The sequence below is a fragment of the Pseudomonas sp. Irchel 3H7 genome (assembly GCF_900187605.1).
Classification (GTDB): Bacteria; Pseudomonadota; Gammaproteobacteria; order Pseudomonadales; family Pseudomonadaceae; genus Aquipseudomonas.
This window is the reverse complement of sequence record NZ_FYEA01000001.1, coordinates 38,666-53,434: the sequence shown is the minus strand read 5'-3', so window position 1 is coordinate 53,434 and position 14,769 is coordinate 38,666. Positions and strand designations below refer to the sequence as shown.

Sequence of the window (14,769 nt, the reverse complement as noted above, 5' to 3'; positions counted from 1 at the left end):
CTGAGGGTTTTGTGCTGGCTGTTCCTGCCTCATCGCTGGCAAGCCAGCTCCCACAGGTTTTGTGGCGTTCGCAATACCTGTGGGAGCTGGCTTGCCAGCGATTAGGCTCTTACATTCAATACAACTTTTTATCTTGTTCACTATTGAGCATCGACACTTTATCCGCCGGCCGCGCGACCAAATTGTTGAGCGACTGGTCAAACTTCTGCAACGCCCGAACTTGCACATCCTGCTGCTGATTAATATCGGCAACTATCTCTTCCGACCGCTTGAAGTCCGCCCACACCGGCGTCAGTTCTCGCGCCTCTGAACCTTTCGCCGTACCGATGTAGTTCAACTGCGCATCATAAAAGTCGGCACTGACATCAGCTTTGATGTCGGAACTGCGCGAGGTAATCAACTGGCTGTGGGTATCGACAATCGCCACCACATCCGGTCTGGCTGCGCGCAGGCTCTGCATGTCCGGATACACCGTCACTGAGCCAAACTGACGTTGCAGGGATGCATTGACCCAGTCCACCGCCATGTCCGGTTTCGAGCTGGCGACGTAGGCGTCATGGATCGGTTGCACCAGCAGGCTCTGGCCGAAACCGGTGCCGGCGTTGGCCTGATAGTCGCGCAGGTATTCGCGATTGGTCTGGGTGCTTGGGCTGTAGATGACGCCGAGCGCGACGCCGGGACCGCTTTTCACCTGAGTGGCGCTGCTGCGGCCGGTGGGATGGGGGAGCAGGGTGTCCAGTGAGGAAACGGCTTGAGGCGCGGTGGGTACCGAACAGGCTGACAGCGTTAAAACCGATATCGCCAGTACACTGGTGAACGCAAGTTTCATGGTGTTTCTCCCGTGAAACAACATCAGTCGGAAAGTTTTAAAGGTCGTTGGTGACGACCGTTAATTCAGACTAAACCCGCCAACCTGACAATTTGCTGAGTTAAAACGTGTTAGATAGTTTCATTTGCTGTAACCCGGCGCGGTTAATTGCGCCGGGAAATAAAAAGGCGCGAAACGATGATTTGCGCCCGTTTATTTATGGCTGGTTAAACAGCCATCAGTTTTTCAGCGGGATCAGCACTTGCTCATCCGGGGCCAGCACCATGAACACCAGCAACTTCGCAGGTTTGCTCTGGCTGGCATTTTTCGACACCAGATGTTCGGAACCGGCCGGTTCGTACCAGAACTGACCCTTCTTGTAGGTGATTGCCTGTTCGCCTTTTACCTGGGAAATCACCTCGCCTTCGAGCACGTAGGCCATGGCGGTGCCGTCGTGTTTATGGGCGATGGAGGATTGGCCGGGTTTGTAGTCGACTTCGATCATCATGGCTTTTTTGCCGGGGGCGTTTTTCAGCATCTGGTCTTGCAGGACGGTGACTTTTTCAGATGGGTCGTGGGCGAAGGCGGCAGAGGCGCAGAGGCTCAGGGCGAGGGCGGCGGCGAAGAAGGGCAGGGCTTTCATGGCGGGTTACCTGTGATGGCTGGGGGTGCAATCACAGTAGTCCGCAGGGTGGGGCATTCAAACGGCCAATATTCGGGAAGATCAGGTGACCAATTGGAGGTTATTCAGCGTGTTTGAGTACGCCATCGCTGGCAAGCCAGCTCCCACAGGGTTCAGCGTCGTTCGATAATTTAATGAACGACACAAAACTTGTGGGAGCTGGCTTGCCAGCGATGTCGTCAGATCAGACGATAGGGAAGCTGTTGAAATCCACGCTATTAGCCAACCGACTATCGATCAAGTCAATAAACCCCTGCGCTTCGGGCCGGTTGAAATGCGCTTGCATCGCCGCTTCCGACTGCCAGCGCGCACTAACCGTCCAGCGGTGGCTGTCCTCGGGGCAGCGGTCGACCAGGTAGGAATCGCAGCCTGGCGTTTCGCGCAGGGTTTCGACGATCTTCTGCAGTTGCCTGCCCAGTTCATCCGAGCGGCCGGCGGCAGCTTGCACCTGGACCGTATTGATCACTTCGTTGGACATTGCTCACACTCCTGAATCAGGCCGGACGAATCCTGCTCATTGAGGGATAACGCCTGTGCAGGATAGGCCTGCACCCCCGGAACACCAATAACCAATCGGCGGTTAAATCTTTAGGCCAATCGCTCAGGCGACCTGCTGGAGGATGTCGCGCAGGCGATCCAGCGCAATGTCGATGTCGAGGGTTTCGATGGCGCCGAAGCCGAAATACAGGCCGTTCTTCGCCGGTTGCTGATGATAAAAACCATTGATCGAGTACAGCCCGACTTCAACTTTTTTCGCCAATTCGATCACCAGCGGCAGGTCGATCGGCACCTTGCAGAACACTGCCATATGGAACCCGGCGCTGGCCGGCACCGCCTCAAGCCATGGCGACAAATCATCCGCCATGCGCGCCAGAATCCGCTCGCGGCGCTGCGCATAAATCGCATGACAACGGCGGATATGCTTGAGCAGGCAACCCTCGGCGATGAACTTGGCCAGCGCCCATTGCGGCAGGGTCGAGGCGTGCAGATCGGTGAGCTGCTTGGCGCGGATCACCGCTTCGAGAATCGCCGGCGGCAGAATCGCATAGCCCAGACGCAACTCCGGCAGCAGGGTTTTCGAGAAGGTGCCGACGTAGGCGACGATGCCGCGCTGGTCGAGATTGAACAGCGAATCGGTGGGCCGCCCCTCGTAGCGGAACTCACTGTCATAGTCGTCCTCGATGATGATCGCGCCCAGCTCATGGGCGCGAGCCAGCAAGGCTTCACGGCGCGCCTGACTCATCGGCATGCCCAACGGAAACTGGTGCGACGGCGTGACATAGATGAGGCGCGTGCCATCGGGAATGTGCTCGACCTGAATGCCCTCGGCGTCCACCGGCACGCCGACCACCTCGGCGCCATGGGTGCCGAACAACAGGCGCGCAGGCGGATAACCGGGATCTTCCATCGCCACCAGACTGCCGGGGCTGATCAGCACACGGGTGATCAGGTCCAGCGCCTGTTGCGCGCCGTTGCACACGACGATGTCTTCGTCCTGACAGTTGATCCCGCGGGAAAACGCGATGTGCCGGGCAATCGCATTGCGCAGCGCCGGCAGGCCTTCGGCCACGCTGTAGAAGCCTTTGGACTGGCTCATCTGGCGCATCGCATGGGCGACGCAGCGGCGCCAGTCATCCTGCGGGAACTGGCCCTTGCTGGTCGCGCCACCGATGAAGTCATAACGCAGCGAGCCTTCCAGCGTCGGATGGCGCAGAAACACCGGCAGATTGCGCCAGCTCTCGATCACCTCGGCACTGGCCAGTTCGCTGTGGCTTTGCTTGCGCTGGATTTGCGCTGGACGGGCGTTGACGTAAGTGCCTTTGCCGATCACCCCGGTGAGGAAGTTTTCGTAGGTCAGTTGTGCGTAGGTGTCGGAAATGGTCTTGCGTGAGATGCCCAGTTGCTCGGCGAGCAGGCGGCTCGGCGGCAACTGCGTGCCAGCGGCCAAGCGCCCGGATTCAATGGCGCCGCGCAACTGCTGATACAACTGACCGGCAAGATCCTTGCGGCCGTTGATCACGACGTGAAGTTCCATACCGACGAGGCTCCCGAGACTATTTGGCGTGCCCGCCAGATTAGCGCTGTTGTTTGATTGGCAATAGTTGCCTACCCGAAAAACCCGAAATTGGCCTAGATCCCCTGTAGGAGTGAGCCTGCTCGCGATGACGGTGGCACATCCGACATCAATGTTGCCTGACACACCGCTATCGCGAGCAGGCTCACTCCTACAGGGATTTGTGCTCGGCTCATGGTGATTGGTGTAGCGGTTTTCCGTGCAATTGGGGCTGTAATGCATGGCTGTCGGCGGTTACGGTGAAGTCATTATTCCGTCCACCGAGAACCGCCATGTCCCCGCGCCTGGATTACTACAACGCTTCGCCCAAGGCGATGAAAGCGATGATTGCCATGGAGGCGCTGACTGCCAACCTCAGTATCGAACAGCCGTTGCTGCAACTGATCCGGATCCGTGCCTCGCAGCTTAATGGCTGCGCATTCTGCACCGACATGCACTCGGTGGATGCGCGACGGGCCGGGGAGAGTGATCGGCGGCTGTATGCGATTGCGGTGTGGCGCGACAGCAACTTCTTCAACCCGCGTGAGCGTGCGGCGCTGGCCTGGGCGGAGGCGGTGACGTTGTTAGCCGAGAGTCGTGTGCCTGATGAGGTTTATGAGCAGGCCCGTGAGCAATTCAGCGAAGGGGAGTTGGTCGACCTGACCATGGCCGTCACCACCATCAACAGCTGGAATCGTTTGGCCGTGAGTTTCCGCCAAACCCCCAGCGAATGAGCCTGCCCTGATCGTTCCCACGCTCTGCGTGGGAATGCCTCAACGGACGCTCTGCGTTCGGCTCCGGATGGGACGCGGAGCGTCCCGGGCTGCATTCCCACGCGGAGCGTGGGAACGATCGGTGGGGTGTCATTGCGGTGGGCGTTGTGGTTTTACTGATGTGCCAAAGGTATTGCCCATACGCGTACTGGTCGCCGCCGGTGTCGCGAGGCCAACCTGATTCGGTGGCCGTTTGTTCACCGGCACATTCAGCGCTTCCTGATTCTTCTGCGCCGCCGCTGCGCCTTCCGGGTTGTTACCCATCTGCTGGCTCAAACAGTCGTAATTCGGCGCCTTGTAACCGCCGACCGTCACCTCGACACAGCCCAACGGCTGCTCCGCATAAGCGCTCGACAGCGCCATCAGCAACAGCCCGCCAAGGCTCAATCGCCACAGTCTATTCATGCTCGCCTCCTGGCCGGCCCGACGGGGCCGCGCTATGGCGTGAGTCTAGTGCAAGCCGTGCGCAATTCCCGTGATGGTTTTTTTGCACCGCCCGTCACACCAGATTCATAAACAGCCCTCAGGATGACGATTTCCAAGGATTCGTCAGCCGTGCAGCGAGGCAATTCCACGGACGGTTTTCAGCGTTCAACGAGGCTTGTGCGCCGGATGTGTCTGGGGTGGCTGCTTGGCTGCGCGGCGGGCCACGCCATGGCTGACGCGGTGCCGGCGGACCTGCGGATGACGCTGCACATTCCGGCACAGGATCTGGCCCGCGCGCTGGATCAGTACAGCCTCGCCACTGGCGTTGCGGTGCTGGTCGACAGTCAGTTGAGTCGCGGTCGTCGCTCGCTGGCGGTGGACGGTGAATACACCGCCGCCGATGCCTTGCGTCGATTGCTCGGCGGCAGTGGTTTGATGGCGCGGTATGCCCGCGACGATGCGTTTACCTTGCAAGTGGCGCAGGTCGAAGACGTGCCGGCGCCGCCGCAAAAACAGACGCCGGAAAGCGTCGCCGTCAACCGCAGTTACGCCACGGCGGTGCAAACGGCGATCGAGCGCAATCTGTGCCGCTCGCCGCTGACCCGGCCGGGCAGTTATCGCGCGGTGTTACAGGTCTGGGTTGGCCGCGATGGCGTGGTGCAGCACAACCGGTTGGTCACTTCGACCGGTGATGTACGGCGCGACAACGCGCTGGTGGAGAGCTTTCGCAACCTCAAAATCGACCGGCCGACGCCCAGCGCCTTGCGTCAGCCGGTCACGTTGCTGTTGTTACCGGAGTCGTCAGGGAAACGCATGGAATGCACCAAATGGGAAGGAGTTTCCGGGGGATGAAAGACACCGGACAAGGTTCGATGGTCCAACTGTTCCTGACGTCCTACGAGGACTTTCGGGTGCGCCTGCGCAGGCGTCTCGGTTCGGAAGATCTGGCCAACGACGTGCTGCACGAGACCTACCTGCGGGTCGATCGCATGGAGACGCCGCCGAACGTCCTGCGGCCCAATGCCTACCTCTATCGCATGGCCCTGAACATTGCCGCCGACCGCCGCCAGGCCGATGCGCGCCTGCTCACCGGCGAGGAAGTCGAAGAGCTGCTGCAAATCGGCGACGAAGCGCTGGACCCGGCGCGGGTGGTCGGTGGGCAAAAGGAAATCCAGTCGCTGCTCAGTGCGTTGTACGAGCTGCCCGCACGGCGCCGGAAGATCTTCATCGCGGCGCGCCTGGAAGAGGCGCCGCATCTGGAAATCTCGCAGCGCTTCGGCATTTCCACGCGCATGGTCGAGAAGGAAATCAAAGCTGCGTTGAGCTTCTGCGCGGCGAAACTGGAAAGAAAAGTGTTTCAGCGGTTCGGTCGCGGGGCCGGAAAACCGTCTTCTGAATAGTGCCCGATCAATTCGTTGAGAATCTGCGCGTTTGAACATCTTTCGACTGACATCTGCCGAGCCATCGGCGGCCGACAATCTGCACAGCGAAGCTCGCGACTGGCTGGTCCTGTTGACTTCCGGCCGCGCCACCGTGGGCGACGCCCGGGCCCTGCGCGAATGGTGCGCGCAGAGTGCCGAGCATGCCCGCGCGTTCGAAGAGGCCAAGCGGTTGTGGCAGCAGCTGCAACCGGCCGTGGAGCAAATGCAGGCACCGCGTGGGTTTGGTCGACGTGCGTTTCTCGGTGGGGCGATTGCTGCGTCGGCGGCGTTTTTGCTGGTGCGCGGGACGATTCCTGGTGGTTTTGAAGGGTTGGGCGCTGACTACATTACTGAAGTTGGCCAGCAGCGGCGTATTGAACCTGTGCAGGGTGTGAGCCTGGAGCTGAACACTCAGACGCGGATCAATCAGCGTGCAGTGTCTGAGGGTGTGCAGGGGTTTGAGCTGGTCAGTGGTGAGGTTGAAGTGCAGACCGTGCGGTTGCCGTTGGCGATGCAGGCTGGAGGAGGGTGGTTGCGCGCGAGTCAGGGGCGTTTCAACTTGCGTAACACTGATCAGCAAGTTTGCGTGACTTGCCTTGATGGTGCGGTTGACGTGGATGTTGAGGGGCGTAGCCTGCGTCTTGAACCGGGGCAGCAGGTGACCTACGACGCGCGGCAGGTTGGCAGTGTGCAGAGTGTCGACACGGCGGCGGTGATGAATTGGCGTCAGCAAGTGTTGGTGTTTAACGGCGCTACGCTGAGCCAGATGATTGATGAGATCAATCGCTATCGGCCGGGGATGTTGTTGCTGCTCAACCGTGAGCTTGGGCAGCGGCGGGTTCAGGCGCGCTTTAGCCTTGATCAGCTCGCTGGCGTTGCATTGCTGATTCGGGATGCCTATGGCGTCAAATGCACTGAGCTGCCGGGTGGTGTTGTCGTTTTGAGCTAGTGGGTTTGATTGGGTACATATCCGTTGCTGCGGTTATGGCTGCTTAGGGTTCCGCCCTTACGGCGGGTCACTTTTTCCAGACGCCGAAAAAGTAACCAAAAAGGCTTGCTCCTACGTGCGGCCCGCTCGCTAAAGCTCGGGGTTCCTTCGCTGCGGGATCCATCCGGGCGCATCGCCTACGGTTTGCTTCGCTGCACCTCCTCTCGATGCATTTGGCTGCGCCAAACGGTCGCTGCGCTCCCACCCCCGGATGAATCCCTCCACTCAGCCTTCCGACGTCGCCCGTGGATCAAGATCAAGATCAAGAGCTGCAGCCGAGCTAACGCTCATCCTGTTGAGTGGGGCGGCTTTGCCGCTTGGGTTGTACGCACATTAAAACTGTGGGAGCGAGCCTGCTCGCGAAGGCGGCCTGCCAGCCGACCAATCCCCAGCTGACTCCACCCAACCCCTGTGGGAGCTGGCTTGCCAGCGATGACGGCCTGCCAGTCAACCAATCCTTAACTGACCTCACACGATCCAATTGTAGGAGTGAGCCTGCTCGCGATGACGGCCTCACAGCCAACCAATCCCCAACTGACTGCCGCCAATCCCAATGTAGTAGTTAGCTAGATTAGTTGTAGATGCTCAAGTCCAGATAGCAGATGCGAAGGACAAGTTTGTACGGCGCTCCGAGGGTGTTCTGATTTGTCGTGAAAGTGCGGGAGTATCTGATGAGTATGGTTGATGGCTTTTAGCCTCGATGCCAGCTAGATTTAGAGCTTTCCACGATCAAGGAAGGATATGAAAAAGCTCATTGCAGTTATGGGGATGTGTGTAGCACTTGGCGGTTGCGCTACGTCGCACTACACCGTAGGCCGAGACTTTCCGTCCGCTAGTGTGACGAACATTACCAAAGGCAAAACTACGACGGCCGAATTGAAGTCGCTGTTCGGTGAGCCATACACCAAGAGCGCAGTCAGCGAGACTGACGAGAAGTGGATCTACACCTATACCAACGGCTCAGCCCATGCTCAAAGCTATGTGGTCACCATGAAGGTGACGACTACTGGCACTCAGAAAACTCTCGACGTCCTGATCCGTAATGACGTAGTCATCAACTACACCTTCAGCGAAGGCCCCGCTCCAGGCACTACCACTGCGACGAACTGAGATCGCCTCTTCGCCGTTGGGCGACCCACCGCGCTCAGTAAGTTGTTGATGGAGCAAGATCATGGACAGAACATATGCCTTCGTGGATGAGTCCGGGAATGCCGACCTTGATACGTCAAAGGGAGGAAGTTCGGGCTACTTCATCGTGTGCTCCATTCTAGTGGCAGAGAAAGACCTGGGAGCTGCTTTTGCCCAAGCTGAAGCACTTCGCATGCGCCATTTTCAAACAGGCGAGATCAAATCCAGCAATCTGAAGCCCAAGGATTCAGATCGCCGTGCCCGAATCCTCAACGAGCTAGCCGAGCTTCCATTCAAGCTCTATTTCACCATCGTTGATAAGTCTCGAATTCACAAAGACGGCGGCCTCCGCATCAAAACCTCGTTCATAAAATACGTGAACGGATTGCTATATGAACGTTTATTCCGTGCATACCCTGACCTCCAGATGATCGTAGACGAGCATGGTGGCCAGGAGTTTCAGGAGAGCCTAAAAAGCTACGTTGCAGAACGTTTCGTCGACGACCTATTTGGCGATAAGGATGCCTTCCAGACGATAGCCAGTAAGGACAACGTTTTGGTTCAGGTTGCAGATTTTTTTGCTGGCTCAGTAGCTCAGATTTACGAGGAGAAAGCATCGGAAGAAGTACTTCTTGCCTACAAGAAAATCCTTCGCAGCCTAACTCTTGGAATGCTGGAATGGCCATCCAAGTACCAGTCTCTTCTGCCGCCGCCGACGGATGAGTCTGGGTATGCTGACTACCAGGTACACCAAGAAGCTCTCCGCCAGGCCGACCGTTTTAGCGAGCGCGTTGGTAAGCACCCTGATGAGGATCAACGTCTTCAGCTAAGCATCCTGCGGTTCTTGAGATTCCAAAGCGAATTCGTCACGAAGGACTACGTTCTGACCACGGAGATCATGGCCCATCTAAAAGACAGCGGATTGGGAGAGGTCAACGGCCAGAGAATTCGCTCCAGTGGCATTGCCAAGCTTCGGGATGCAGACGTCATCATCACAAGCGCAGCTAAGGGTTACAAGATTCCGCAGACGCGTGCGGACATCAATGAGTTTCTTGAACGGGCGTCAGGAATAGTCGTTCCTCTACTGGAGAGGGTCAAAAAGGCTCGAGAAGTTTATCGGCTGAGCAGTCGAGGAGAATATGACATCGTGACGACAGCCAACCTTAATGAATTGGCCAAGCTACTCGCTGCCCTAGAAGCATTTGCGGATGAATGAACTCAGGCATTGCAACGAACCTCAGCAGACTGCTTTGATTCAGGATGAAATCCTGGAAATTATGAAAGAGGCCAAGGTGCTTGCGCGCCGATTCTATAGCCTGACCGGCAAGCCGTTGGGTGTGACCGGCGAGGTGGCAGAGTATGAAGCTGCCACTAGACTCGGCCTGTCACTACATCCTGCAAGGCAGGCAGGTTACGACGCTACCGAGATACTGGAAGATGGCGTAGCGAGAATCCAGATCAAGGGCCGCTGTATCCTGAACCCGCTAAAGATTACGGGCCGTATGGGGGCAATTGACCTACGACACCCGTTCGATTTTGTGCTCTTGGTGCTGCTTGATTCTGAGTTCAACGCATTTGCAATGTACGAAGCGAGTCGTGCCAAGGTCGAAGCAGCTCTGACTTTGCCAGGTTCCAAAGCCAGAAATGAACGTGGTGCGTTGGCTATCAGGCAATTTATGTCGATAGCCACGTTGCGCTGGGCTCGCCATAAGCCTAGCGACTGAGAGAGTTAAATGCCGTCTTGACGCCGAGTGCTACGGATATGTCCCGTATGACGTGCAAGTCTAATGTCCCCAATACGGCGCATTAATCATCACTTTTAGGGTTAATGCTCCCGTTCGGGCTGTCTCAGAGTTCGTCCTCATATCATCGAAGAAGTTCGAGGCTAGCTAGCTTGCCAGCGATGGCGCCCTGACAGCCGAAGATTTTCTATCTAGTTTGCTCAATTGCTATAAGAGATGTCGAAGACTGCGATCTTTTGATCTTGCTTTGATGTTGAGAAACAAAGGTCAAAAATCTCTATTCGGCTACTCTGGTACGGGAATCTATTCAGTTCAGTGGGCCTATCACCTGCCGATACCTCTCAACCCCCTGCGCCGTCTGCCGGGTCAGCCGAATCTCCAGCCCCAACGGATTCTCCCGCCGATTGCCACTCAGCTGCCGCCACCCCTTGTCCGGTTCCCAAACCCGCACCTGCGCATCGCTGACCTCGCTCAATACCGCCACGCCATCGGTCGGCGCCGGCAATGGATACCGACTCCGCGCCGCCGCCACCGCACGGTACAACGTGTCGCCCTTAAGCCACCAACGCACCCGCTGCAAAGCCCCAGGCTGGTCAGCCGCCGTGCGAATGATATCCAGCCGAAACCCCTTGCTGTCACTGCTACGCACAGTCATCGCGGGCGGTGCCGTCACCGGCTCATCGTCCGCGCCGACTTTCTTCGGCTCACTCAATTCAATGCCCGCACGCATGTCCACATCCCGCTGCAACTGATTCAACGTCCGCAGCAGGGCGTCACTCTGTTCACCACTGGCCTGCAAATGACTGTCCGCCCGCGTCACACTGTCCAGCCCACGCCAGGCAATCAAACTCACCACCGCCATCAGCAGAATCGCGACCATCACCTCGATCAGCGTAAAACCCTGTTGGCCCTTCATTGCACACGAATCCGGCCAGCGCCATCGCGCAGGACACTCAACTGATTGGCGCCATCGGACAACGTCAGTTGCAGCGGCGGATTGATCCACTCAGCGTTAAGCACGACTTTCTGTTTCGGCTCGACCCGCACCTGCACCTTCGGGCTCTGCCACGGCCGCGGGCGCAATTGCGCATCGTCATTGAAATGTTCGAAACCCTTGCCGCTGTCACTGCGCCGGCTGAAGCGAAACCCCTTGGCATCGCTGACCCACGCAATCGGCCGGCCATCCGCCCGCGCCTCGGCCTGTGCCACTTGCAGCAGTTGCGCCACACGTTCGGCGTCCTTGCGCAGCAATTGCAGCGGATCGGGCTTGATACTCAAGCTGATCGCCGCACTGGCGATGCCGATGATCACCAGCACCACCATCAGCTCGATCAGGGTAAAGCCCTGTTGCTTGCCCACGTTCATCGGTTGCGCGCTCCTTTGCGTCGACGTTCATCCTGCACGGCCAACATGTAAGGCGTGTGAAATAAAACCGTGAGAATTGCCGCGTAGTCTGTCAGGTGGGACTAAAAGGAGATTCAGCCCATGACATTCGCCACACGCTTTTCGCCACCACAAATGATCCAGGCCCTGGCCCTGCTGGCCACACTGGTCGGCGTGGCGACCTGGTCGTCACTGCTGCTGACCACCGCCGAATCCCACACCCCGACCGCCGCCCCACAATTGATCGCTGCGCGCAGCGACAGCCCGGCGTTGCAGTGGTTTTCCAATCAAACAGCGCCAGTGGACATCAAGGTGAGCGGGGTGATGGCGGGGAGTCGGGGGGCGGTGGCGATACTGAGCCTGAACGATGGGCCGCCGCGTAGTTTTTTGCAGGGGGAGAAGGTTGGGCCTGGGGTGAAGTTGCTGGCGGTGGAGGGGGATGGGGTGGTGATTGAGCAGGGTGGGGAGCGGGTGCGGTTGGGGGTGGAGAGGTTGCCGGAGGGGGTGGTTTTGCCTAGGTTGGTGAGACCGTGATTTGGGGAGTTGAGCTCATTTGTTTTGGTCGTTTGGTTGAGGGCAGTTCGACCGTCTCAGCAAAAAAATGAACTGAGAAGCAGAGTATTTGTTGTTGCCTTCGACCAGAAGTAGGTCGTTATGAATGGCCGCTATCGGCTGTGGATTCAGCCGGTGGACGCAACAGATTGGCTAAATCGTTCAGCGGGCGTTTCGTAGTTTAGTGTTTTTCGAGGGCGGTTATTTAGCTGCCTTGCTACTTCATTGAGTGTGGCTTGCGAGTGATCTGCAAGGTCAGTCCCTTTCGGGAAGTACTGCCTTAACAACCCGTTGGTGTTCTCATTCGATCCCCGTTGCCAAGGACGATGAGGATCGCAGAAGTAGACCTTTATGTCGGTAGCCACCGTAAAGCGCTTATGGTCAGCCATCTCTTTGCCACGATCCCACGTCAGCGATTTGTAGAGTTCTTGGGGTAAGTCGCGGGCGTTTTCGATCAGGGCGCTGATGACCGTCTCGCTATCCTTACCGACCAACTTCATCAGCATTACGTAGCGGGTATGACGCTCTACAAGAGTGGCAATTTGGCTGTTTCTGCTACCGCACAGGAGGTCACCCTCCCAGTGACCTGGCACCGCTCGATCCTTAACTGTGGCCGGGCGTTCACGGATCGATACCGCGTCTGTGATGCGACCGTGATTTTCTTTCTTCTGAGTGTGATGGCGCGAGCGACGCATGGCTCGCGTCCGCCGTAAATGCTCAAGCAACTCCTTCTTCAGAGCCCCGCGAGCCTGTATGAAGAGGGTGCGATAGATCGTCTCGTGTGACACCTGATAGCTCGTATCGTCCGGGTAGGATCGCTTCAGCCAGCCGGCAATTTGTTCCGGTGACCACTGCAATTGAAGCTTGTCTGCAACAATTTGCGCCACCGCTCGGTTCTCAACAAGCTTGCAGACCTTAGGCCGATGCGCGCGATCCCAAGCAGCCTGATCAGCTTGATTAGCCCGGTAGCATCCTTGACCACCGTTGCGTCTGATCTCACGGCTAACGGTCGAGGCTGCTCGCCCTAGCAGTGCAGCTATGGAGTGGACCGAGTTACCTGCAACCACCGCACGCGAAATCTCTTCGCGCTCAGCCAACGTCAGCGCCAATCTGGACCTGCGCCGTACAGCGGGTCTGATACCCCCTGTTTCCGCCAAGATGCGCTGTATCGATGAGTGGTTTCGATCAAATAATTGGGCGATCTGCTGGAGAGAGTCGCCTTTCTGCCAGTGATCCCACATCAGTTTTTTCTGGCTGTCGGTGTAATAAATCCGAGGTCTCTGCTTCATCTGCAACACTCCTTCTGCTTACACAGAATTTAGTCATGTTGCGTCCACCGGTTGAATCCACAGCCAATAGCGGACATTCCGAGTCGTCCGCTTCCCCCCTCAAATTTGCGAAAAAATACCGCACCATAATTCCGATTGCGATGCGACAGCCAATCAGGAGAAGAATTGATAGCGCTGCGGTTGCAAATTTCAGGAGTTATGTGACTTGTTCGCCCTATTTGGAGCTGTGGTTAAGCGCTCAGCAGGAGGGCGAGCATCAGTTGGAATTTCATGCCTATGCACACTGATGGACTAGCTATCTTGCATGATGTGCTGGCAATACGATATCTTCGCCACAGAAAATAGCTCACGTAGACGGAACTCATCGGATAATTTAAGAGGTTTAGATGGCAAACCAGGAGTATTTGAGCTGGTTACACATCAGCGACTTTCACGTTGGAATGAAAGGCGCTGGCCTGCTATGGACACAAATAAAACAGCGAATGATCGAAGATATCATCAATCATTCCACGAGACATGGTGCAATTGATTTAGTCATATTCTCTGGTGACATCGTTCAAAAGGGTGAAGAGGCGGAGTTCAATTTAGCCCTCAAAGAGCTGGTTGAACTATGGGAGGCATTCGAGACTGTGGGCCCTCCCCCTAAGCTTTTCTTAGTTCCAGGTAATCATGACCTTGTGCGGCCTTCAAAAACAGACCCAATCGCGCTCGCAGTAGCTGCATATAATGCTGAGCTGGAAGTGGCAATCTTTGAAAAAAAACACGATCACTACATTCAGGGCATTGAAAAAAGCTTCCACAACTATACATCTTTTTTAGCAAAACTAACCAATTCCGGCATCCCTGTAATATCAGATAAAAAAGGGGTTCTACCGGGCGATCATTCAGCTATTTTTGAAAAGTCAGGGGTGAGCGTTGGTCTGGTTGGAATTAACTCCAGCTGGACTCATATATTTGATGGAGACATGCAGGGTAAATTATCACTCAGCCATCACCAATTGTTCAACTCCGTAGACGGAAACCTCCCTCAATGGATTGACAATAACGACATAAACTTGATAGTGACACATCACCCAGCAAACTGGTTTACCGAGCACTCGCAGGAAGTATTTCTCAACGAAGTATCACCATCCGGTTGGTTTGACGCACATCTTCATGGCCACATGCACGAGTCGATGTCGAAATCAGAATCAATAAATAGTTCGCCCGGTAGGCTCTCAATACAAGTAGCTTCGCTATTTGGCCTTGATAGTTACGGCACAGCCAAAAAGATCAGAACGCATGGGTATTATTTCGCTAAAATCTGCTTGGTAGAACATAAATATACTTCTTGGCCAAGAAAGGCAATTCAAGTTGGCGGTGGCGGTTGGCAAATTAAGAAAGATCAGATTGCAGTTCCTGATGATGAGCAATCGAGCAACACAGCAGACATAATACTAAATTCTAAAAAAGCTCAAAAAAAAAGTCCAAAGAACTTCCAGTCTTAACGTCCGACATCTCCTCGAAAGCTGAAAGAAATTCTGA

General features: G+C 56.4%; 17 protein-coding genes. 9 read left to right on the top strand and 8 right to left on the bottom strand.

What is annotated here, in order from left to right:
- Positions 1-115: 115 nt before the first annotated feature.
- The 4 genes from CKW38_RS00195 to CKW38_RS00180 all read right to left on the bottom strand — a co-directional run bounded on the left by CKW38_RS00195 (position 116) and on the right by CKW38_RS00180 (position 3,525).
- The gene (locus CKW38_RS00195; RefSeq protein WP_095111442.1) at positions 116-829 is read right to left on the bottom strand and encodes an ATPase; all 714 of its coding nucleotides are present in this window, start codon (positions 827-829) and stop codon (positions 116-118) included.
- Positions 830-1,046: 217 nt separating this feature from the next.
- On the bottom strand, positions 1,047-1,451 hold the full coding sequence (locus CKW38_RS00190) for a cupin domain-containing protein (RefSeq protein WP_095111441.1): 405 nt from the start codon (positions 1,449-1,451) through the stop codon (positions 1,047-1,049).
- A 223-nt stretch (positions 1,452-1,674) separates the two neighbouring features.
- Complete coding sequence (locus tag CKW38_RS00185) at positions 1,675-1,968, bottom strand: putative quinol monooxygenase (protein ID WP_016984406.1); 294 nt, start codon at positions 1,966-1,968, stop codon at positions 1,675-1,677.
- Between the two features lie 123 nt (positions 1,969-2,091).
- Positions 2,092-3,525, bottom strand: a complete 1,434-nt coding sequence (locus tag CKW38_RS00180; protein ID WP_095111440.1) for a PLP-dependent aminotransferase family protein — start codon at positions 3,523-3,525, stop codon at positions 2,092-2,094.
- A gap of 311 nt (positions 3,526-3,836) precedes the next feature.
- On the opposite strand from CKW38_RS00180, the gene CKW38_RS00175 reads away from it, so the two are divergent.
- On the top strand, positions 3,837-4,277 hold the full coding sequence (locus CKW38_RS00175) for a carboxymuconolactone decarboxylase family protein (protein WP_007913931.1): 441 nt from the start codon (positions 3,837-3,839) through the stop codon (positions 4,275-4,277).
- A gap of 129 nt (positions 4,278-4,406) precedes the next feature.
- Here CKW38_RS00175 and CKW38_RS00170 read toward each other — a convergent pair whose 3' ends face one another.
- Positions 4,407-4,721 (bottom strand): hypothetical protein, encoded by a 315-nt coding sequence (locus tag CKW38_RS00170; protein WP_007913932.1) that lies wholly within the window; start codon positions 4,719-4,721, stop codon positions 4,407-4,409.
- 207 nt (positions 4,722-4,928) lie between these two features.
- Between CKW38_RS00170 and CKW38_RS00165 the strand changes: the two genes are divergently transcribed.
- The 6 genes from CKW38_RS00165 (at position 4,929) to CKW38_RS00140 (ending at position 10,003) form a co-directional block, all read left to right on the top strand.
- Positions 4,929-5,594 carry a secretin and TonB N-terminal domain-containing protein gene (locus CKW38_RS00165; protein WP_095111439.1) on the top strand — a complete coding sequence of 222 codons (666 nt, stop codon included), beginning with the start codon at positions 4,929-4,931 and terminating at the stop codon, positions 5,592-5,594.
- Entirely contained in the window at positions 5,591-6,142 is a 552-nt protein-coding gene (locus CKW38_RS00160; protein ID WP_095111438.1) for an RNA polymerase sigma factor, read from the top strand. Before CKW38_RS00165 ends, CKW38_RS00160 begins: the two co-directional genes overlap by 4 nt.
- 31 nt (positions 6,143-6,173) lie before the next feature.
- Positions 6,174-7,112 (top strand): DUF4880 domain-containing protein, encoded by a 939-nt coding sequence (locus CKW38_RS00155; protein ID WP_095111437.1) that lies wholly within the window; start codon positions 6,174-6,176, stop codon positions 7,110-7,112.
- A 780-nt stretch (positions 7,113-7,892) separates the two neighbouring features.
- Entirely contained in the window at positions 7,893-8,261 is a 369-nt protein-coding gene (locus CKW38_RS00150; protein ID WP_095111436.1) for a hypothetical protein, read from the top strand.
- Positions 8,262-8,322: 61 nt separating this feature from the next.
- Positions 8,323-9,495: a DUF3800 domain-containing protein gene (locus tag CKW38_RS00145; protein ID WP_095111435.1), complete on the top strand. Its 1,173-nt coding sequence runs from the start codon at positions 8,323-8,325 to the stop codon at positions 9,493-9,495.
- Positions 9,488-10,003: a hypothetical protein gene (locus CKW38_RS00140; protein WP_095111434.1), complete on the top strand. Its 516-nt coding sequence runs from the start codon at positions 9,488-9,490 to the stop codon at positions 10,001-10,003. Before CKW38_RS00145 ends, CKW38_RS00140 begins: the two co-directional genes overlap by 8 nt.
- A gap of 325 nt (positions 10,004-10,328) precedes the next feature.
- Here CKW38_RS00140 and CKW38_RS00135 read toward each other — a convergent pair whose 3' ends face one another.
- Together CKW38_RS00135 and gspH are read right to left on the bottom strand one after the other, a co-directional pair.
- Complete coding sequence (locus CKW38_RS00135) at positions 10,329-10,937, bottom strand: prepilin-type N-terminal cleavage/methylation domain-containing protein (RefSeq protein WP_095111433.1); 609 nt, start codon at positions 10,935-10,937, stop codon at positions 10,329-10,331.
- Complete coding sequence (gene gspH / locus CKW38_RS00130; RefSeq protein WP_095111432.1) at positions 10,934-11,386, bottom strand: type II secretion system minor pseudopilin GspH; 453 nt, start codon at positions 11,384-11,386, stop codon at positions 10,934-10,936. Before gspH ends, CKW38_RS00135 begins: the two co-directional genes overlap by 4 nt.
- 120 nt (positions 11,387-11,506) lie before the next feature.
- On the opposite strand from gspH, the gene CKW38_RS00125 reads away from it, so the two are divergent.
- Positions 11,507-11,938 (top strand): type II secretion system protein N, encoded by a 432-nt coding sequence (locus tag CKW38_RS00125; protein WP_095111431.1) that lies wholly within the window; start codon positions 11,507-11,509, stop codon positions 11,936-11,938.
- A gap of 146 nt (positions 11,939-12,084) precedes the next feature.
- Here the strand turns inward: CKW38_RS00125 and CKW38_RS00120 are convergent, their stop codons facing one another.
- Complete coding sequence (locus tag CKW38_RS00120) at positions 12,085-13,245, bottom strand: IS30 family transposase (protein WP_095111430.1); 1,161 nt, start codon at positions 13,243-13,245, stop codon at positions 12,085-12,087.
- Positions 13,246-13,631: 386 nt separating this feature from the next.
- Here CKW38_RS00120 and CKW38_RS00115 point away from each other — a divergent pair, with 386 nt between their 5' ends.
- Positions 13,632-14,732: a metallophosphoesterase gene (locus CKW38_RS00115; RefSeq protein WP_095111429.1), complete on the top strand. Its 1,101-nt coding sequence runs from the start codon at positions 13,632-13,634 to the stop codon at positions 14,730-14,732.
- Positions 14,733-14,769: the final 37 nt, after the last annotated feature.